The organism is Citrobacter sp. Cpo126 (assembly GCF_030332445.1).
Taxonomy (GTDB): Bacteria; Pseudomonadota; Gammaproteobacteria; order Enterobacterales; family Enterobacteriaceae; genus Citrobacter; species Citrobacter portucalensis.
Map to the genome: position 1 here is coordinate 86,488 of NZ_JAOWHT010000026.1, position 18,076 is coordinate 104,563.

Below are 18,076 nucleotides of genomic sequence, written 5' to 3' on the forward strand. Positions count from 1 at the left end.
AATAAGTTTTAACCACGGGGCTATTAACATGGCCCCGTGGTTTTTTTATTGTGTTAACAGGTTAGGAATCGATGGAAAGTAATAACAAGCTAAAGCGTGGGCTGAGCACCCGGCACATCCGCTTTATGGCATTAGGTTCAGCAATTGGTACCGGGCTGTTTTACGGCTCGGCCGACGCTATCAAAATGGCGGGGCCAAGCGTATTGCTGGCCTATATTATCGGCGGTGTCGCGGCGTACATTATTATGCGTGCTCTGGGCGAAATGTCTGTTCATAACCCGGCAGCCAGCTCCTTCTCGCGCTACGCGCAGGAAAACCTCGGACCGCTGGCAGGCTACATTACCGGCTGGACCTACTGTTTTGAAATCCTGATTGTCGCCATTGCCGACGTGACAGCCTTCGGCATATACATGGGCGTCTGGTTCCCGGCGGTACCGCACTGGATTTGGGTACTCAGCGTGGTGCTGATTATCTGCGCCATCAACCTGATGAGCGTGAAGGTGTTTGGTGAGCTGGAGTTCTGGTTCTCGTTCTTCAAAGTCGCCACCATTATCATCATGATTGTCGCCGGTTTCGGTATCATCATTTGGGGGATTGGCAACGGTGGGCAACCTACCGGTATCCATAACTTATGGAGCAACGGTGGCTTCTTCAGCAACGGCTGGCTCGGCATGGTGATGTCGCTGCAAATGGTGATGTTTGCCTATGGCGGGATTGAGATTATCGGGATTACCGCAGGCGAAGCCAAAGACCCGGAAAAATCTATTCCGCGCGCCATCAATTCCGTACCAATGCGTATCCTGGTGTTTTATGTGGGGACGCTGTTCGTCATTATGTCTATCTACCCGTGGAACCAGGTGGGTACCGACGGTAGCCCGTTCGTTATGACGTTCCAGCATATGGGCATTACCTTTGCTGCCGGGATCCTCAACTTTGTGGTTCTGACTGCGTCGCTGTCGGCTATTAACTCTGACGTCTTCGGTGTGGGGCGTATGCTGCACGGCATGGCGGAGCAGGGCAGTGCCCCGAAAATGTTCGCCAAGACGTCGCGTCGTGGCGTGCCGTGGGTGACGGTAATGGTGATGACTATCGCGCTGCTGTTTGCGGTGTATCTTAACTACATCATGCCGGAAAACGTCTTCCTGGTGATCGCCTCTTTGGCGACCTTCGCCACGGTATGGGTGTGGATTATGATCCTGCTGTCGCAGATTGCTTTCCGTCGTCGTCTGCCGCCGGATGAGGTCAAAGCGCTGAAATTTAAAGTTCCGGGTGGGGTAACGACGACCGTTGTTGGCCTGATTTTCCTGGTCTTTATCATCGCGCTCATCGGCTATCATCCGGATACCCGCATTTCGCTGTACGTCGGCTTTGCGTGGATTGTCCTGCTGCTGGTCGGATGGGGATTCAAGCGCCGTCGCGAGCGCCAACTGGCTGAAGCACAGTAATATTTTTGCCGGGTAGCTTTGCGTTACCCGGCAATTTTCTCCTCCCCCGAACTCCTCCCCCAATAAACGTTAAGATGATGAGTGATCCTGCACTTCGCTATGGCAAGGTGACGTCATTATCATCAAAGGGGATACGTGATGTTGAACGCCTGGCACCTTCCGGTTGCCCCATTTGTTAAGCAAAACAAAGATCAACTGACGATTACATTATGGTTGGTGGGGGAAAATCCACCCCTGCGGGTGACGCTACGCGCAGAAAACGATAACGAAGAGATTTCGCTGGCTATGCACAAGCAGCGCAGCCAGCCGCAGCCGGGTGTGACCGCGTGGCGAGCGGCGATCGATCTCTCCAGCGGGCAGCCTCGTCGACGCTATAGCTTTAAATTACTTTGGCTCGATCGTCAGCTGTGGTTCACCCCACAGGGATTCAGCCGTTTTCCGCCTGCGCGTCTGGAGCAGTTTGCGGTTGATGTGCCGGATAACGGTCCGCAGTGGGTTGCCGATCAGATTTTCTATCAAATTTTCCCGGACCGTTTTGCCCGCAGCCAGTCGCGTGAAGCGGGCCAGGATAACGTCTATTACCACCACGCCGCCGGACACGACATCGTGCGGCGCGAATGGGACGAACCGCTTACGGCTCAGGCCGGTGGCTCCACGTTTTATGGCGGCGATTTGGACGGCATCAGCGAAAAACTACCGTACCTGAAAACGTTAGGGGTCACGGCGCTGTACCTGAATCCTGTATTTACCGCCCCGAGCGTGCATAAATACGATACCGAAGATTACCGTCATGTTGATCCGCAATTTGGCGGCGACAGGGCGCTACTGCGTCTGCGGCACAACACCCAACGGCAGGGCATGCGTCTGATTCTCGACGGCGTCTTTAACCATAGCGGCGATTCGCACGCCTGGTTTGACCGACATAATCGGGGGACAGGCGGGGCGTGCCATAATCCAGAATCCCCCTGGCGCGACTGGTATCATTTCTCAGCCGACGGCGTTGCGCTCGACTGGCTGGGATATTCCAGCTTACCTAAGCTGGACTTTTCCTCGGAAAGCCTGGTGAATGAAATTTATCGTGGTGAAGACAGTATCGTCCGCCACTGGCTGAAAGCGCCGTGGAGTATGGACGGCTGGCGTCTTGATGTGGTGCACATGCTGGGAGAGGCCGGAGGCGCACGTAACAACCTACAACATGTGGCCGGAATTACGCAGGCGGCAAAAGAAACCCAGCCAGAGGCGTATGTGGTGGGTGAGCATTTTGGCGATGCGCGCCAGTGGTTGCAGGCTGATGCAGAAGATGCCGCCATGAACTATCGCGGATTTACCTTCCCCCTCTGGGGATTTCTCGCCAATACCGATATCTCATACGACCCGCAATCCATTGATGCCCAGACCTGTATGGCGTGGATGGATAACTACCGCGCGGGGTTGTCGCATCAGCAACAGCTGCGGATGTTTAATCAGCTCGACAGCCACGATACCGCCCGCTTTAAATCTCTGCTCGGTAAAGACGTCGCACGGTTACCGCTAGCGGTGGTGTGGCTGTTTACCTGGCCTGGCGTGCCCTGTATTTACTACGGTGACGAAGTGGGGCTGGACGGGAACAACGATCCGTTTTGTCGCAAACCGTTCCCGTGGCAGCCTGAAAAACAGGACGCTACTCTGCTGGCGTTGTATCATCGGTTGGCAAAATTACGCCACCAGAATCAGGCGCTGCGCCACGGTGGTTGCCAGGTGATTTACGCCGAGGATAACGTGGTGGTGTTTGTTCGCGTGCTAAACCGACAGCGCGTCCTGGTGGCGATTAACCGTGGCCACGCTTGTGAAGTGGTCCTGCCAGCCTCGCCATTACTGAGCGTGAGTCAATGGCAGCACAAAGAGGGCAATGGCATGCTTGCCGACGATATCCTGACGTTGCCGGCGATTTCCGCCTCGGTATGGATAGGTCATTGATATAAGCGCGCAATCTCCGGGCTTGCCAGCAGCGTTTCCCGCCACCAGCGCTGTGCCAGCCCATCGCGGTTATTGCGCCATGCCATATATGCCACGTCTTTTTGGCGAAATGAGATAACCGTTTTTTCCACCAGCTCGCCCGTGGTAAGCCACGGGCTGGCAATATGGCGGGGGAGAAATCCGCAGCCCATACCGGCTCGTAGTAGCATCACCTTACTGTGGAAGTCATCGACGCGGATTTGCGCCTGTTCCTCCATCAGATTGGTTTGTAACGGATGGCAGAAGCGGGCGCTGTCGCTGATAACAATCGCCCGATGCAGGCATAACTGTTCGTTGGTCAGGCCGTCTGCTGCTGCTGCCAGCGGATGCTCAGGCGCAACGACAAACACATTGTCCAACGTGCCGAGCATTTTATAGGACCAGGCTGCAGACGTTGGCGGTTCATTAATTGCCCCCAGAATAATATCGGCTCCATTATGGGTCAGCTCCTCCCAGGAGCCCGCCAGCGTATGGTGGGTAAAACTGAGGCGAGTTTGCTTATTCAGCGCATGAAATTCATCGATAATGGGCAACAGCGCGGAGAAAGGGAAGGAGTCGTCCAGCGCAATTGCCAGCTCTTTTTCCCAGCCTGAACTCAGCTGTACCGCCTGCTTTTCGAGATCTTTTGCCGCATTCAGCAGCAAACGCCCTTTTTCCAGCATCATCTGTCCGGTATCGGTAAATTTTGCCCGGTGCCCGGAACGGTCAAGCAGCTCGATATTCAAATCGCTTTCCAGCTTCTGAATCATATAGCTGAGTGCGGCAGGGGTTTTAAACAGCGACTCGGCCGCTGCGGCAAATGAACCCTGTTTGTCGAGTGCGTCGAGAATAAGCAAAACATCCAGATTAATGCGCATAAGCAGAAAATATCCTGAAAATTAAACCCTTCTGTTGTACCGAATGAAGAAAAACAATGCCAGTGAATAAATTAGATGAGTCATGCGCATTTTTTTGATGTTGTTTAGGATATATCGCAACACAAAATTAATAGTTTCACAGGATGGTAAGTTTTCTTTAATAACTCGTTAGAAATTTCCCGCTATACTCAACAAGCTTTCTGATTCAGGATCCTGCTGCTGACGGCAGATACAGACCGTTGCCTTTTAACTTATTGATTAAGAAGGTGTGCTATGTCTATTCGGGAACTGATTGACCCTCAAAACTCTACGCTTATTTTTATTGATCATCAGCCGCAAATGTCATTCGGTGTGGCGAATATTGATCGCCAGACTTTAAAAAATAATACCGTGGCATTAGCGAAAGCCGGGAAAATATTCAATGTTCCGGTGATTTATACTTCTGTAGAAACCAAAAGTTTTAGCGGGTATATCTGGCCGGAATTGTTAGCGGTTCATCCTGATGTCAAACCCATTGAACGCACCTCAATGAACTCCTGGGAAGATGCGGCGTTTGTGAAAGCAGTGGAAGCGACCGGGCGTAAAAAACTGATTATCTCCGCGCTGTGGACCGAAGTATGCCTGACTTTTCCGGCGCTGATGGCACTGGAGGCAGGCTATGAAGTTTATGTGGTAACTGATACCTCCGGCGGCACGTCCGTAGATGCTCATGAGCGTTCTATCGACCGCATGGTACAGGCAGGTGCCGTACCCGTAACCTGGCAACAGGTTCTTCTCGAGTACCAGCGCGACTGGTCCCGCAAAGAAACCTACGACGCCGTAATGGATCTGGTACGCGAGCACAGCGGCGCCTACGGTATGGGCGTGGATTATGCCTATACCATGGTGCATGGCGCGCCGGAACGTAAAGCTTAAATACATGTCATCCTTCATGTTGCATCTTTGTTGGCTTCGCTTGCGTACCCCGGTCACTTACTTATGTAAGCTCCCGGGGATCCACAACCTTGCCGCCTCGATGCACCATGAATGATTTTGTGTATTGCTTTCCTGGCCTAAGCGGCCTGTTTCCTGTCAACAAGGAACCCTTCATGGCGCAGAACAAACATGTGACGTTGGTAATTACTCACACTCTGCTACCTGAGCAGGCGCAGCGGTATGAGCAGTGGCTGGGGAAAATCATGCCTGTAGCGGCTGAATTTCCCGGTCATCTCGGGGCGAACGTGATTCGCCCGGCAGATGGCAACAACCTGTGGAACATCATTATCCGCTTCGACACGCTTGAGCATCTGTATAGCTGGACCCAGTCCGATACGCGCCGCGTGTTGGTCGAAGAGATTGCTCCACTGCTGGCTGAAGGTGACAAAACTGAAATTCGCACCGAAGCAGCGTTCTGGTTTACGCCGCCCGCGCCCCATGTACGCCAGCCCAAACGCTGGAAACAGTTTCTGATAACCCTGCTGGTGATATTTCCCAGTACCAATCTGGTGCCGTGGTTGACCGGCATTGTGTTGCCTGCAATGAAGGGCTCGTTACTCCTGCATCTCATCAATGATGCCTTTGTGGTTGCGCTAGTGGTCTGGTTCTGGATGCCCATCGTAACCCGTCTGTTTGCCGGATGGCTGAAAAAAGCCTGACCGGTATCTCAGGAGATTGTTATGTCTCAAACTGCCACACTGATTCTGACTCACGGAAAAATTCATACTCTCGACAGGCAAAGTCCGCAGGTCGAGGCGGTGGCGATCGCCAACGGAAAGATCCTGGCGACCGGTAGCCACGAACGGGTAATGAGCTTTGCCGCCGAAGGGACGCAGGTTGTCGATCTGCAAGGACATACGGTGATCCCGGGCCTGAACGATTCGCACCTGCACCTTATTCGTGGTGGACTGAATTACAACCTGGAATTGCGTTGGGAGGGCGTGCCGTCACTGGCGGACGCGCTACGCATGCTCAAAGACCAGGCTGACAGAACGCCGTCGCCACAATGGGTACGCGTGGTGGGCGGCTGGAGTGAATTCCAGTTTGCCGAACGTCGCATGCCAACCCTCGAAGAACTGAATGAAGCCGCTCCTGATACTCCGGTTTTTGTTCTGCATCTCTACGACCGGGCTTTGCTCAACCGCGCCGCGCTGAAAGCGGTTGGCTATACCAAAGCGACGCCGGATCCGGCGGGCGGTGAGATTGTGCGTGATAGCAACGGCAACCCGACCGGAATGCTGATCGCTAAACCGAACGCCATGATCCTTTATTCGACGCTGGCAAAAGGACCAAAACTGCCGCTGGAAATGCAGGTTAACTCGACCCGTCAGTTTATGCGTGAACTGAACCGTCTGGGACTGACCAGCGCCATCGATGCGGGAGGCGGCTTCCAGAACTACCCGGAAGATTACGAGATCATTGAGCAGTTACACGCCAACAAACAGATGACGGTGCGTATTGCCTACAATCTGTTTACCCAGCGTCCAAAGCAGGAACTGGAAGACTTTGAACGCTGGACCGATATGCTCAAGCCAGGGCAGGGAACCGACTTCTATCGTGCCAACGGGGCAGGGGAAATGCTGGTCTTTTCTGCAGCGGATTTTGAAGACTTCCTTCAGCCACGTCCGGATCTGCCGGAGGGTATGGAAGATGAGCTGGAGCGCGTGGTTCGTCACCTGGTGGAGCATCGCTGGCCGTTCCGCCTGCACGCCACCTACGATGAATCTATCAGCCGAATGTTGGACGTATTTGAGAAAGTTAATCGTGATATCCCGTTCAATGGCCTGCACTGGTTCTTCGATCACGCCGAAACAATTACCGAACGGAACATCGAGCGTGTAAAAGCACTGGGCGGCGGGATTGCGGTCCAGCACCGTATGGCGTTCCAGGGAGAGTATTTTGTTGATCGCTACGGCAAAGACGCGGTTAAACATACGCCGCCGGTGGCGAAAATGCTGGCGGCTGACGTTCCGGTTGGGCTGGGGACTGACGCCACCCGCGTGGCCAGCTACAACCCGTGGACCGCGCTCTACTGGCTGGTTTCGGGCCGTACCGTTGGCGGGATGGCAATGTACGATGATAACAACCGTCTGCCGCGTGATGTTGCCCTGGAACTGTGGACGGCCGGTAGCGCCTGGTTTTCCAGTGAGCAGGGTAAGAAAGGGCGCATCGAGAAAGATCAACTGGCCGACTTGGTGGTGCTGTCTAAAGATTACTTCAGCGTGCCGGAAGAAGAGATCAAAGGTATTGAGTCGGTGATGACCGTTGTTGATGGCAAAGTGGTTTACGCCGCCGGGCATTTCACCCCGCTGGCACCACCTGCTATTCCGATTGTGCCGGACTGGTCGCCAGTGGTGAAGGTGCCGGGGCACTATCGCTCAGCGCCACCTGCTGCGGCGAAAATTGGCGCAATGGTGCAGATGCACCAGTGCTGCGGCAGCTGCGGCGTACACGGTCACCAGCATGATATTGCGCGGAAATCGGGGATTCCGGTGTCAGATGACCGGGCTTTCTGGGGCGCGCTTGGCTGTTCCTGCTTCGCGTTTTAATCGCTTATCGGATCTGCTAACAATAAAAAAGGCCCGCATTTGCGGGCCTTTTGTCGATTCATGCCAATTACAGGCTGGAAACGTTCTCGGTCAGGTATTTTGCCACGCCGTCCGGAGACGCGTTCATACCTTCTTTACCTTTTTCCCACTGTGCCGGGCAAACGTCACCGTGCTCTTCGTGGAACTGCAGCGCGTCAACCATGCGCAGCATTTCGTCGATGTTACGACCCAGCGGCAGATCGTTAACCACCTGGTGGCGAACAACGCCGTTAGCGTCGATCAGGAAAGAACCGCGCAGCGCAACGCCCGCTTCCGGGTGCTCGATGCCGTAGGCTTTCTGGATTTCGCGTTTGATGTCAGCAACCATTGCGTATTTCACTGCACCGATGCCGCCTTTGTCGACAGGGGTGTTACGCCATGCGTTGTGGACAAATTCAGAGTCGAAGGAAACGCCAACAACTTCAACGCCGCGCTTCTGGAATTCTTCGTAACGTTTGTCGAATGCGATCAGTTCAGACGGGCAAACGAAGGTGAAGTCCATCGGCCAGAAGAACAGAACGGTGGTTTTACCGTTGGTATGCTGTTTGAAGTTGAAGTTTTCAACGATCTCACCGCTACCCAGTACCGCAGCTGCTGTGAAATCCGGAGCCTGACGAGTTACCAGTACCATATAATTCTCCTGCAAAGTTAAGGGGTTTTTGGAACGCAACGCGGGCCAGTATAGAGAGTGTTCGGGAATAAGACAAAGAGGCGCTGGCAATCAATGAGACAGGTTTTGTCTATCAATCTTTTGCCGGACGGCGGCTACTGCTTATCCGGCGGGGAATGCGGGCTGCGATTAAAGGGTTTTACACCGCGCCTGTTCCATCATTTGCGGATAAAACTGCCAGAATCGTTCTTCTAACGCATCGTAATGCGTATCGAGGTCATACCATGAGTCGCGTAGGGCATCGAGCCGTGGACGGCGGCTGGCCATGCCGTTCAGGACGTTCTGGATAAAATCCATGTCCCGGTAGCGCTCAAGCCATTTCTCTGACCATATATAGTTGTTCAGATTGATAAAGCGCGGCGGCGATTCCGGCAAAATAGTGGTTACCTGGGTACGGGCATAGCGCACAAAGTCCGTCAGCGGGAAGTCAGGGGAGATTTCCGACCAATGGCGCGACAGAAAATGATCCCACATAACGTCCAGCGTAATCGGCGCGACGCGGCGCGTTTCGCTACGAAACCACTCTTTGGCTTCACGCACCTGCGGTAAGTTATCGGTCATCACGTCGATACGACGATGCATGAAGATGCCTGCTACCACATCAGGCGAGTAGTGTGTTTCCGGATTACCCCGGACAAAATCGGCCAGCAGATTGCCGGAAAGCGAGCTATCGGCAAGGTGAGCGAGATGCAAATGTGCAAGAAAATTCATAGTTAAACGTTTATCCAGAGGGGTAAAGGTTGCAGGGAGAACGCCCCGGCACTAGACTACCCGCCTCTTATTTTAGTCTGAGTCAGTGTCATGCGCGTTACCGATTTCACCTTTGAACTACCCGAATCCCTGATTGCCCACTATCCGCAAGCTGAGCGCAGTAGCTGCCGCTTGCTGTCTTTGGACGGGCCGACGGGCGCGCTGACGCACGGTACTTTCACCGATTTGCTCGATAAGCTCAACCCTGGAGACTTGCTGGTCTTTAACAACACCCGCGTCATTCCTGCGCGTCTGTTTGGTCGTAAAGCCAGCGGCGGCAAGATTGAAGTGCTGGTCGAACGTATGCTGGATGACAAACGTATTCTGGCGCATATTCGTGCCTCGAAAGCGCCGAAACCGGGTGCCGAGCTGCTGCTGGGCGACGACGAAAGTATTAAGGCGACGATGGTCGCCCGCCATGACGCGCTGTTTGAAGTTGAGTTTAACGACGAACGCAGCGTGCTGGATATCCTCAACGCCATCGGCCATATGCCGTTGCCTCCGTATATCGACCGTCCGGATGAAGACGCCGACCGCGAGCTGTACCAGACCGTGTACAGCGAAAAACCGGGTGCCGTCGCTGCACCGACCGCGGGTCTGCATTTTGACGATCCGCTGCTGGCTAAACTGCGCGATAAAGGCATTGAAATGGCGTTCGTCACCCTGCACGTTGGCGCGGGTACTTTCCAGCCGGTGCGCGTAGACACCATCGAAGACCACATTATGCATTCCGAATATGCGGAAGTGCCGCAGGATGTAGTGGACGCGGTGCTGGCGGCGAAAGCGCGCGGTAATCGCGTGATTGCGGTAGGTACCACCTCCGTGCGTTCGCTGGAAAGTGCGGCGCAGGCGGCCAAAAACGATCTCATCGAGCCGTTCTTTGGCGATACACAAATCTTTATTTATCCAGGCTATAAATATCAGGTGATTGATGCTCTGGTCACCAACTTCCACCTGCCGGAATCAACGCTGATTATGCTGGTTTCCGCATTTGCTGGTTATAAAAACACCATGCACGCCTATCATGAAGCGGTAAAAGCGGAATATCGCTTTTTTAGTTACGGGGATGCCATGTTTATCACGTACAATCCGCAGGCTATTTCTGAGCGACCGTGAGAAGGCTATCTCACTTGCCATTTTGATGTCGGGCAGTGCTCGCCATCCTCACGTACTGCGTGTACGCTCCGGTGGCTGTGCGCTGGTCGCCCCCAAACTGGCTGCGCCGATTGCGCCTTCGCCAGTGGGTTAATATATTTTTACTCCGTGGAGTGATTCCGTGGGGAAAGTTTAATCATCAGACTGTCTCTCTGATGCAGGAGAAAAAATGAAATTTGAACTGGATACCACAGACGGTCGCGCTCGCCGTGGCCGCCTGGTTTTTGATCGTGGCGTAGTAGAAACGCCTGCTTTTATGCCGGTCGGTACTTACGGCACAGTAAAAGGCATGACGCCGGAAGAAGTTGAAGCGACCGGCGCACAGATTATCCTCGGCAACACTTTCCACCTGTGGCTGCGTCCGGGTCAGGAAATCATGAAACTGCACGGCGATCTGCACGATTTCATGCAGTGGAAAGGGCCGATCCTCACCGACTCCGGCGGCTTCCAGGTGTTCAGCTTGGGCGATATCCGTAAGATAACCGAGCAGGGTGTGCATTTCCGTAACCCGATCAATGGCGATCCGATTTTCCTCGATCCCGAGAAGTCGATGGAGATTCAATACGATCTCGGTTCCGATATCGTGATGATCTTCGATGAATGTACACCGTATCCGGCCGACTGGGACTATGCTAAACGCTCAATGGAGATGTCTTTGCGTTGGGCGAAGCGCAGCCGTGACCGTTTTGATAGTCTTGGCAACAAAAATGCGCTTTTTGGCATCATTCAGGGCAGTGTTTACGAAGATTTACGTGATATCTCCGTCAAAGGTCTGGTAGATATCGGCTTTGATGGCTACGCTGTCGGCGGTTTGGCTGTCGGTGAGCCGAAGGAAGATATGCACCGCATTCTGGAACATGTTTGCCCGCAGATTCCGGCAGATAAACCGCGTTACCTGATGGGCGTCGGCAAACCAGAAGATCTGGTTGAAGGCGTGCGTCGCGGTATCGATATGTTTGACTGCGTGATGCCAACGCGAAATGCCCGTAATGGTCATTTGTTTGTGACTGACGGCGTGGTAAAAATTCGTAACGCGAAACATAAAAGCGACACCAGTCCGCTCGATGCTGAGTGTGATTGTTACACCTGTCGCAATTATTCGCGCGCTTACTTGCATCATCTCGACCGTTGCAACGAAATATTGGGCGCGCGACTCAACACGATTCATAACCTTCGCTACTACCAGCGTTTGATGGCGGGTTTACGCAAGGCTATTGAAGAGGGTAAATTAGAGAGCTTCGTGACCGATTTTTACCAACGTCAGGGTAGACCAGTTCCACCTGTGAACGTTGATTAATTTTAATAATGAGGGAATTTGAATGAGCTTTTTTATTTCTGATGCGGTAGCGGCAACAGGTGCTCCGGCGCAGGGCAGCCCGATGTCTCTGATTCTGATGCTGGTGGTGTTTGGTCTGATTTTCTATTTCATGATCCTGCGCCCACAGCAAAAGCGTACCAAAGAACACAAGAACCTGATGAACTCCATTGCGAAAGGCGATGAAGTACTGACTAACGGTGGTCTGGTGGGGCGCGTGACTAAAGTAGCAGAATCTGGCTACATCGCTATCGCGCTGAACGACACCACTGAAGTGGTTATCAAACGTGATTTCGTAGCTGCCGTTCTGCCGAAAGGCACCATGAAGGCGCTGTAATTTATTGTTTTCCCAAAGGGAACTGCCGTGTTAAACCGTTATCCTTTGTGGAAGTATGTCATGCTGATCGTCGTTATTGTCGTCGGTCTGCTCTATGCGCTTCCCAACCTGTATGGTGAGGATCCGGCTGTTCAAATCACTGGCGTGCGCGGTGCTGCCGCCAGTGAGCAAACGCTGATCCAGGTCCAGAAAACGTTACAAGAAGATAAAATCACACCTAAGTCTGTGGCTCTGGAAGAGGGTGCTATTCTCGCGCGCTTCGACTCCACTGATACCCAACTGCGCGCACGTGAAGTATTAATGGGCGTACTGGGCGATCAGTACGTCGTGGCGCTTAACCTTGCTCCGGCAACCCCGCGCTGGCTGGCTGCCATTCACGCAGAACCGATGAAACTCGGTCTTGACCTGCGTGGCGGCGTTCACTTCCTGATGGAAGTGGATATGGACACCGCGCTGAGTAAGTTGCAGGAACAAAATATCGATAGCCTGCGCAGCGATCTGCGTGAAAAAGGCATTCCTTATACTACCGTTCGCAAAGAAGATAACTACGGTCTGAGCATCACTTTCCGTGATAGCAGCGCCCGTGATGAAGCTATCTCTTACCTGAGCAAACGTCACCAGGATCTGGTTATTTCCAGCCAGGGCAGCAATGCTCTGCGTGCGGTAATGACCGATGCGCGCCTGAGCGAAGCCCGTGAATACGCAGTACAGCAGAACATCAACATTCTGCGTAATCGTGTTAACCAACTGGGTGTTGCTGAGCCGGTGGTACAACGTCAGGGTGCTGACCGCATTGTGGTCGAACTGCCGGGTATTCAGGATACCGCGCGTGCGAAAGAAATTCTGGGCGCAACCGCGACGCTGGAATTCCGTCTGGTAAATACCAACGTTGACCAGTCTGCTGCGGCATCCGGGCGTGTACCGGGTGACTCGGAAGTGAAACAATCTCGCGAAGGTCAGCCGGTTGTGCTGTACAAGCGTGTGATCCTGACCGGTGACCATATCACCGACTCCACTTCCAGCCAGGACGAATACAATCAGCCGCAGGTTAACATCTCGCTGGATAGCGCAGGTGGTAACATCATGTCCAACTTCACCAAGGACAACATCGGTAAGCCGATGGCGACCCTGTTCGTGGAGTACAAAGACAGCGGTAAGAAAGATGCCAACGGTCGTGCAGTGCTGGTGAAGCAGGAAGAGGTGATTAACATCGCCAATATCCAGTCTCGCCTGGGTAACAGCTTCCGTATCACCGGTATCAACAACCCGAACGAAGCACGCCAGCTTTCCCTGCTGTTACGTGCCGGTGCGTTGATTGCGCCGATTCAGATTGTTGAAGAACGTACCATCGGCCCAACCCTGGGTATGCAGAACATTAAACAGGGTCTGGAAGCATGTCTGGCCGGTCTGGTGGTGTCTATCCTGTTCATGATCTTCTTCTATAAGAAGTTCGGTCTGATTGCGACCAGTGCGCTGATTGCTAACCTGGTGCTGATTGTCGGTATTATGTCGTTGCTGCCGGGTGCTACGCTGAGTATGCCGGGGATTGCGGGGATCGTCTTAACCCTTGCCGTCGCGGTCGATGCGAACGTACTGATCAACGAACGTATCAAAGAAGAGTTGAGTAACGGGCGTTCGGTGCAGCAGGCCATCAATGAAGGTTATGCGGGCGCATTTAGCTCCATCTTTGATGCGAACATTACGACGCTGATCAAGGTCATCATCCTGTACGCAGTTGGCACCGGGGCAATTAAAGGGTTCGCGATTACTACCGGTATTGGTGTGGCGACGTCGATGTTTACCGCGATTGTCGGTACACGTGCCATCGTAAACCTGTTGTATGGCGGCAAGCGCGTCAAAAAGCTGTCAATCTGAGGAGTGCGAAGTGGCACAGGAATATACTGTTGAACAATTGAACCACGGCCGTAAAGTCTGGGACTTTATGCGCTGGGACTACTGGGCTTTCGGCATTTCAGGTTTCCTGCTGATTGCGGCCATCGTGGTGATGGGCGTACGCGGGTTTAACTGGGGGCTCGATTTCACCGGTGGTACGGTTATTGAAATCACGCTGGAAAAACCGGCCGATATGGACGTGATGCGCGATGCGCTGGAGAAAGCGGGCTTCGTTGATCCGCTTCTGCAGAACTTCGGCAGCAGCCACGACATTATGGTACGTATGCCGCCAACTGAAGGTGCAGACGGCGGTCAGGTGCTGGGTAGCAAAGTGTTGAGTGTGATTAACGAATCCACCAACCAAAACGCCGCGGTGAAGCGAATTGAATTCGTGGGTCCGAGCGTGGGTGCAGACCTGGCGCAAACCGGTGCGATGGCGCTGATGGCGGCGTTGATCTCCATCCTGGTGTACGTCGGTTTCCGCTTTGAGTGGCGACTGGCGGCAGGGGTAGTTATCGCGCTGGCGCACGACGTTATTATCACACTTGGGATCCTGTCGTTGTTCCATATCGAGATTGACCTGACTATCGTCGCATCACTGATGTCGGTAATCGGTTACTCGCTGAACGACAGTATCGTTGTATCTGACCGTATTCGTGAAAACTTCCGCAAAATTCGTCGCGGTACGCCTTACGAAATCTTTAACGTGTCACTGACTCAAACGCTGCACCGTACGTTGATTACGTCCGGTACAACGTTGATGGTTATTCTGATGCTGTTCCTGTTCGGTGGTCCGGTACTGGAAGGATTCTCGCTGACGATGCTGATCGGTGTTTCTATCGGTACTGCGTCTTCTATCTACGTGGCATCGGCGCTGGCGCTGAAGCTGGGTATGAAGCGTGAGCACATGCTGCAGCAGAAGGTCGAGAAAGAAGGGGCGGATCAACCGTCGATTCTGCCTTAACCCATCCAGGAGTGAAGATACTGGAATCCCGATCGCAAGGTCGGGATTTTTTTTGCCTGTGAATTAGCGACAGGTAATTATCTTTTCCTGTCGCCACACTACTGACAGTATGCTGTCAGTAGCCCTGTCATATAGTCCTCCTGAGATTACCCACACAGGCAGGAGGAAGTATGAGCAATGTAATTAATTGGTTTGAAATCCCCGTGGTACAAATGGATCGCGCCATCGCTTTTTATGAGCCAGTAATGCAGGTTTCTTTGCGCCGGGAGAACATGGACTGCGCTGAGCTCGCCGTATTTCCGCATCAGGATCCCGCTCCCGGCGGGGCGCTGGCTAAATTTGACGGTATTACGCCTTCAGCGCAGGGCGCTATTATTTATCTGCATACGGACGATTTGGCTGCAACGCTTGAACGCGTCGCCACTGCTGGCGGTCAGTGTGTGTTTGGCCCACTCGAACTGGGGCAGGACATTGGTACGATTGCGCTATTTACTGACAGCGAAGGCAATCGTGTTGGTTTACATCAACCCGCGTAATATTTTCAGCACTGAGGATTAAAATGAGCAGACGCGCCGACCGCTTGTTTCAGATTGTGCAAATCCTGCGTGGCAGGCGAGTGACAACGGCGGCGCTGCTGGCAGAGCGTCTTGAGGTTTCTGAACGGACGATTTATCGCGATATCCGCGATCTCTCTTTATCCGGTGTGCCTATTGAAGGCGAAGTGGGCAGCGGATACCGCTTAATGGCCGGGTTTGATCTACCGCCGTTGATGTTAACGCATCACGAATCAGAAGCATTGATGGTAGCGATTCGATTGCTGAAAACATGGGGTGGGGATTCACTCTCACAGGCGTTGGAATCCGCGCAGGAAAAAGTGTTGGCGATATTGCCGCCAGAGAGTCGGCGCAGAGCCGAGCAAACGCGGATTTTCGCGCCAGATTTTGGTAATCAGCCGCATTCACGCAGTGCCTTCGATCTCATACATCGCGCGGTTTCAGCACAGCAGGTGCTGGCGCTGCATTATCGCGATGAGTCCGGGAACCTCTCCTGGCGCGACGTTCAGCCGCTGGGATTATTTTTCTGGGGCGAGCACTGGCTGCTGGTTGGCTGGTGCGAGAAGCGTGACGATTATCGTTGCTTTCGCGTTGATCGATGTCTGAAGATTACGCCACTCGAAAGGCATTTTCGCGAATCGGCAGATCGCTCGCTAAGTGACTTTTTGCGTAAAGTACGCTGTGAAGACCAGCCATAAAAAAGCCAGCGGTTAAGCTGGCTTGTCTGCGAGACATTGTCTGGATTAGAAGTTGTAACCTACGACCAGGTAACCACCCCAACCGGTAGATTTCGCGCTGAAGTCGCCTTCGCCCCAGTTCAGGGTATCTCCACCTTTCCACTGGCCGCCGTTATGGAAGTAACGCGCTACGACGGAGTAGTGCCAGTGATCGTAGTTCAGCGCCAGGACGTGGCTGGACGCGATAGAGTTGCTGGTGCGGTTCGGATCATCACCCAAATCTGAGCCCCAGTCGAAGTTGGTGAAGCCGATGTAGGTCAACTGGCCGCCCCAAACCTGGGTGATCGGCACAAAGTATTTCACTTTGAAACGGTAGCCATCCCACTCGTTTTCGTTGGATGCGCCATAGTTCTGCCACTGGTATTTAGCATACACGTTCAGGGACAGACCCATCGGCAGACCGGTATCGATATCGGTACCCAGACCCATATACCAGGTGCTCTGGCGGCTGGCTTTGTTATCACCCATATCGTAGATGTAGTTGTTGGCGAAATACCATTCTTTGAACGGACCAAAGCTCAGGTCAGCACCGGTCAGTTTGTCGATGGAGAAACGCGGTTCGATTTCCATAAACAGCGGGGAACCGTCAGACCAAATACCTTTATCGTTGCCGTTACCCCAGTCGAAGGTTTTCGGAATATCGATGTAGCCATAGAAGTCAAACCAGTCTTTTTTGGCAAACGCTTCGTATTCCAGATACACGTCGTTGTTCAGTTTCGGGGAGAAACGGGTGTGATAGCTACCCACCACGTTGACACTCTGGTGCCACCAGTCGGACAGATATTGCGGTTTGTCATTTTCTGCTGCGTTGGCAGTAAAAGACGAGGAGAGCGCCAGCACTGCACCGGCTGCAAGTAATGTTTTTTTCATATGTATGCCACTGTTTGAAATCCCTTTCGGGAGTGAAAAATGCGCAATTTGCGTTTCTAAATATTTCGTAATTCTTCGGAGCCTATTATAAAAATCATTGTTCACAAAAATATGTCTTGTTTCACAGTTCTATCATTTACGTAATCGATTGCGTTCACGTTTGCGTACTTTAGGCGGCGAATTGTACTGGCTCCCATGAATGTTGCCAAGTTTTACCAGAAATATCGGTTATGTCAGGGGAGTAACAAAAAGAAGCAGAGTGATGTTGCGGAACGCACAAAACGTTCCGCAAAAAAGTTTATTGGCTAACAGGCTGGACGTCGTGGATGCGCACAAATCCTAACTGATCTGGAGTGAGGCCATTTATCTGTGACGGAATGTCTACGTCGCTGGGAGCAAGAATACTCGCCGGAGCGTTGACCAATTGGTTATGAACGTTCACTTCCTGATAGTTGTCCGTGGTGCCCTGAATTTGCCCGTATTCGACGGTGGCGCTAAAGGCGGGTAAAGGCGTGTTGGATTCACCCTGAATTCGTAGCGTCAGGCGCGTACCATCGGCGTTCGGCGCAATGTTCACCAGCGACATGCGTAAGGTGCCAATCTGGCTGTCCAGTCGTGCCGGGGTTTTGGAGCCCGGCAGCAGATAGGCGCCGCTGGTTGATTTTGCATTCAACATATTTTGTTGCGTAATTTTTACCGTTTCCTGATTAAGCTGCGTCATCTCTTTATTCAACGTGCTAACGCTTTGATGCATCTGGCGTACTTCGCTTTGCTGTGCGCAGGCACTAAGACTAAAGAGACTTCCCACCAGGAGAATTCTTAGGTAACGTCTTGTCATTGTGATTACTTCCTTCATTGTCGCGATAGCATAATGGTAGTGTGCACTGAGCACGAAGGCATCGATCCTTTGTCTCAAAAGCGCAGCGCCTTTGTTGTCACGGCAGTTCAGGGTAAAATAGATTCTGTTAACC

General features: G+C 53.0%; 17 protein-coding genes. 12 read left to right on the forward strand and 5 right to left on the reverse strand.

Annotation, left to right across the window (positions count from 1 at the left end):
• Positions 1-71 precede the first annotated feature (71 nt).
• Positions 72-1,445 (forward strand): proline-specific permease ProY, encoded by a 1,374-nt coding sequence (proY, locus tag OGY17_RS04550; protein ID WP_008783922.1) that lies wholly within the window; start codon positions 72-74, stop codon positions 1,443-1,445.
• Positions 1,446-1,583: 138 nt separating this feature from the next.
• Positions 1,584-3,401, forward strand: a complete 1,818-nt coding sequence (gene malZ / locus OGY17_RS04555) for a maltodextrin glucosidase (RefSeq protein WP_286606503.1) — start codon at positions 1,584-1,586, stop codon at positions 3,399-3,401.
• Here malZ and OGY17_RS04560 read toward each other — a convergent pair.
• Positions 3,395-4,297 carry a LysR family transcriptional regulator gene (locus OGY17_RS04560; protein WP_048235979.1) on the reverse strand — a complete coding sequence of 301 codons (903 nt, stop codon included), beginning with the start codon at positions 4,295-4,297 and terminating at the stop codon, positions 3,395-3,397. The two genes, malZ and OGY17_RS04560, sit on opposite strands and share 7 nt — an antisense overlap.
• A gap of 273 nt (positions 4,298-4,570) precedes the next feature.
• Here OGY17_RS04560 and OGY17_RS04565 point away from each other — a divergent pair, with 273 nt between their 5' ends.
• From OGY17_RS04565 to OGY17_RS04575, 3 genes are all read left to right on the forward strand, one after another.
• Positions 4,571-5,212 carry a hydrolase gene (locus OGY17_RS04565; RefSeq protein WP_003021513.1) on the forward strand — a complete coding sequence of 214 codons (642 nt, stop codon included), beginning with the start codon at positions 4,571-4,573 and terminating at the stop codon, positions 5,210-5,212.
• 173 nt (positions 5,213-5,385) lie between these two features.
• Complete coding sequence (locus OGY17_RS04570; protein WP_003830975.1) at positions 5,386-5,931, forward strand: antibiotic biosynthesis monooxygenase; 546 nt, start codon at positions 5,386-5,388, stop codon at positions 5,929-5,931.
• A gap of 21 nt (positions 5,932-5,952) precedes the next feature.
• Positions 5,953-7,821: an amidohydrolase gene (locus tag OGY17_RS04575; protein ID WP_100272841.1), complete on the forward strand. Its 1,869-nt coding sequence runs from the start codon at positions 5,953-5,955 to the stop codon at positions 7,819-7,821.
• 67 nt (positions 7,822-7,888) lie between these two features.
• On the opposite strand, the gene OGY17_RS04580 is transcribed toward OGY17_RS04575, so the two are convergent.
• Together OGY17_RS04580 and acpH are read right to left on the reverse strand one after the other, a co-directional pair.
• Positions 7,889-8,491 (reverse strand): peroxiredoxin, encoded by a 603-nt coding sequence (locus OGY17_RS04580; protein ID WP_003021524.1) that lies wholly within the window; start codon positions 8,489-8,491, stop codon positions 7,889-7,891.
• A gap of 168 nt (positions 8,492-8,659) precedes the next feature.
• Positions 8,660-9,241, reverse strand: coding sequence for an ACP phosphodiesterase (acpH, locus tag OGY17_RS04585; RefSeq protein ID WP_003830978.1), 582 nt, complete (start codon positions 9,239-9,241; stop codon positions 8,660-8,662).
• Positions 9,242-9,331: 90 nt separating this feature from the next.
• Here acpH and queA point away from each other — a divergent pair, with 90 nt between their 5' ends.
• The 7 genes from queA (at position 9,332) to OGY17_RS04620 (ending at position 16,196) form a co-directional block, all read left to right on the forward strand.
• Positions 9,332-10,396, forward strand: a complete 1,065-nt coding sequence (gene queA, locus OGY17_RS04590; RefSeq protein ID WP_032942525.1) for a tRNA preQ1(34) S-adenosylmethionine ribosyltransferase-isomerase QueA — start codon at positions 9,332-9,334, stop codon at positions 10,394-10,396.
• Between the two features lie 208 nt (positions 10,397-10,604).
• Positions 10,605-11,732: a tRNA guanosine(34) transglycosylase Tgt gene (tgt, locus tag OGY17_RS04595; RefSeq protein ID WP_003021535.1), complete on the forward strand. Its 1,128-nt coding sequence runs from the start codon at positions 10,605-10,607 to the stop codon at positions 11,730-11,732.
• A gap of 22 nt (positions 11,733-11,754) precedes the next feature.
• Positions 11,755-12,087: a preprotein translocase subunit YajC gene (yajC, locus tag OGY17_RS04600; protein WP_003021544.1), complete on the forward strand. Its 333-nt coding sequence runs from the start codon at positions 11,755-11,757 to the stop codon at positions 12,085-12,087.
• A gap of 27 nt (positions 12,088-12,114) precedes the next feature.
• On the forward strand, positions 12,115-13,962 hold the full coding sequence (gene secD, locus OGY17_RS04605; RefSeq protein ID WP_003021547.1) for a protein translocase subunit SecD: 1,848 nt from the start codon (positions 12,115-12,117) through the stop codon (positions 13,960-13,962).
• A gap of 10 nt (positions 13,963-13,972) precedes the next feature.
• Positions 13,973-14,944 (forward strand): protein translocase subunit SecF, encoded by a 972-nt coding sequence (gene secF, locus OGY17_RS04610; RefSeq protein WP_003021550.1) that lies wholly within the window; start codon positions 13,973-13,975, stop codon positions 14,942-14,944.
• Between the two features lie 170 nt (positions 14,945-15,114).
• Entirely contained in the window at positions 15,115-15,480 is a 366-nt protein-coding gene (locus tag OGY17_RS04615) for a VOC family protein (protein ID WP_032942527.1), read from the forward strand.
• 23 nt (positions 15,481-15,503) lie between these two features.
• Positions 15,504-16,196: a helix-turn-helix transcriptional regulator gene (locus OGY17_RS04620; RefSeq protein WP_057067578.1), complete on the forward strand. Its 693-nt coding sequence runs from the start codon at positions 15,504-15,506 to the stop codon at positions 16,194-16,196.
• A 45-nt stretch (positions 16,197-16,241) separates the two neighbouring features.
• Here the strand turns inward: OGY17_RS04620 and OGY17_RS04625 are convergent, their stop codons facing one another.
• Both OGY17_RS04625 and OGY17_RS04630 read right to left on the reverse strand, forming a co-directional pair.
• Positions 16,242-17,105, reverse strand: coding sequence for a nucleoside-specific channel-forming protein Tsx (locus OGY17_RS04625; protein WP_003021561.1), 864 nt, complete (start codon positions 17,103-17,105; stop codon positions 16,242-16,244).
• 298 nt (positions 17,106-17,403) lie between these two features.
• Positions 17,404-17,943 carry a SadB/YajI family lipoprotein gene (locus OGY17_RS04630; protein WP_286606505.1) on the reverse strand — a complete coding sequence of 180 codons (540 nt, stop codon included), beginning with the start codon at positions 17,941-17,943 and terminating at the stop codon, positions 17,404-17,406.
• Between the last annotated feature and the right edge of the window lie 133 nt (positions 17,944-18,076).

Bases quoted from the DNA above. Each gene is read 5' to 3' on its own strand.
- OGY17_RS04580 (WP_003021524.1), bottom strand. From the start codon at position 8,491: ATGGTACTGGTAACTCGTCAGGCTCCGGATTTCACAGCAGCTGCGGTA.
- OGY17_RS04630 (WP_286606505.1), bottom strand. From the start codon at position 17,943: ATGACAAGACGTTACCTAAGAATTCTCCTGGTGGGAAGTCTCTTTAGT.
- OGY17_RS04620 (WP_057067578.1), top strand. From the start codon at position 15,504: ATGAGCAGACGCGCCGACCGCTTGTTTCAGATTGTGCAAATCCTGCGT.
- OGY17_RS04575 (WP_100272841.1), top strand. From the start codon at position 5,953: ATGTCTCAAACTGCCACACTGATTCTGACTCACGGAAAAATTCATACT.
- tgt (WP_003021535.1), top strand. From the start codon at position 10,605: ATGAAATTTGAACTGGATACCACAGACGGTCGCGCTCGCCGTGGCCGC.
- queA (WP_032942525.1), top strand. From the start codon at position 9,332: ATGCGCGTTACCGATTTCACCTTTGAACTACCCGAATCCCTGATTGCC.
- yajC (WP_003021544.1), top strand. From the start codon at position 11,755: ATGAGCTTTTTTATTTCTGATGCGGTAGCGGCAACAGGTGCTCCGGCG.
- OGY17_RS04560 (WP_048235979.1), bottom strand. From the start codon at position 4,297: ATGCGCATTAATCTGGATGTTTTGCTTATTCTCGACGCACTCGACAAA.
- acpH (WP_003830978.1), bottom strand. From the start codon at position 9,241: ATGAATTTTCTTGCACATTTGCATCTCGCTCACCTTGCCGATAGCTCG.
- malZ (WP_286606503.1), top strand. From the start codon at position 1,584: ATGTTGAACGCCTGGCACCTTCCGGTTGCCCCATTTGTTAAGCAAAAC.
- proY (WP_008783922.1), top strand. From the start codon at position 72: ATGGAAAGTAATAACAAGCTAAAGCGTGGGCTGAGCACCCGGCACATC.
- OGY17_RS04625 (WP_003021561.1), bottom strand. From the start codon at position 17,105: ATGAAAAAAACATTACTTGCAGCCGGTGCAGTGCTGGCGCTCTCCTCG.
- OGY17_RS04570 (WP_003830975.1), top strand. From the start codon at position 5,386: ATGGCGCAGAACAAACATGTGACGTTGGTAATTACTCACACTCTGCTA.
- OGY17_RS04615 (WP_032942527.1), top strand. From the start codon at position 15,115: ATGAGCAATGTAATTAATTGGTTTGAAATCCCCGTGGTACAAATGGAT.
- OGY17_RS04565 (WP_003021513.1), top strand. From the start codon at position 4,571: ATGTCTATTCGGGAACTGATTGACCCTCAAAACTCTACGCTTATTTTT.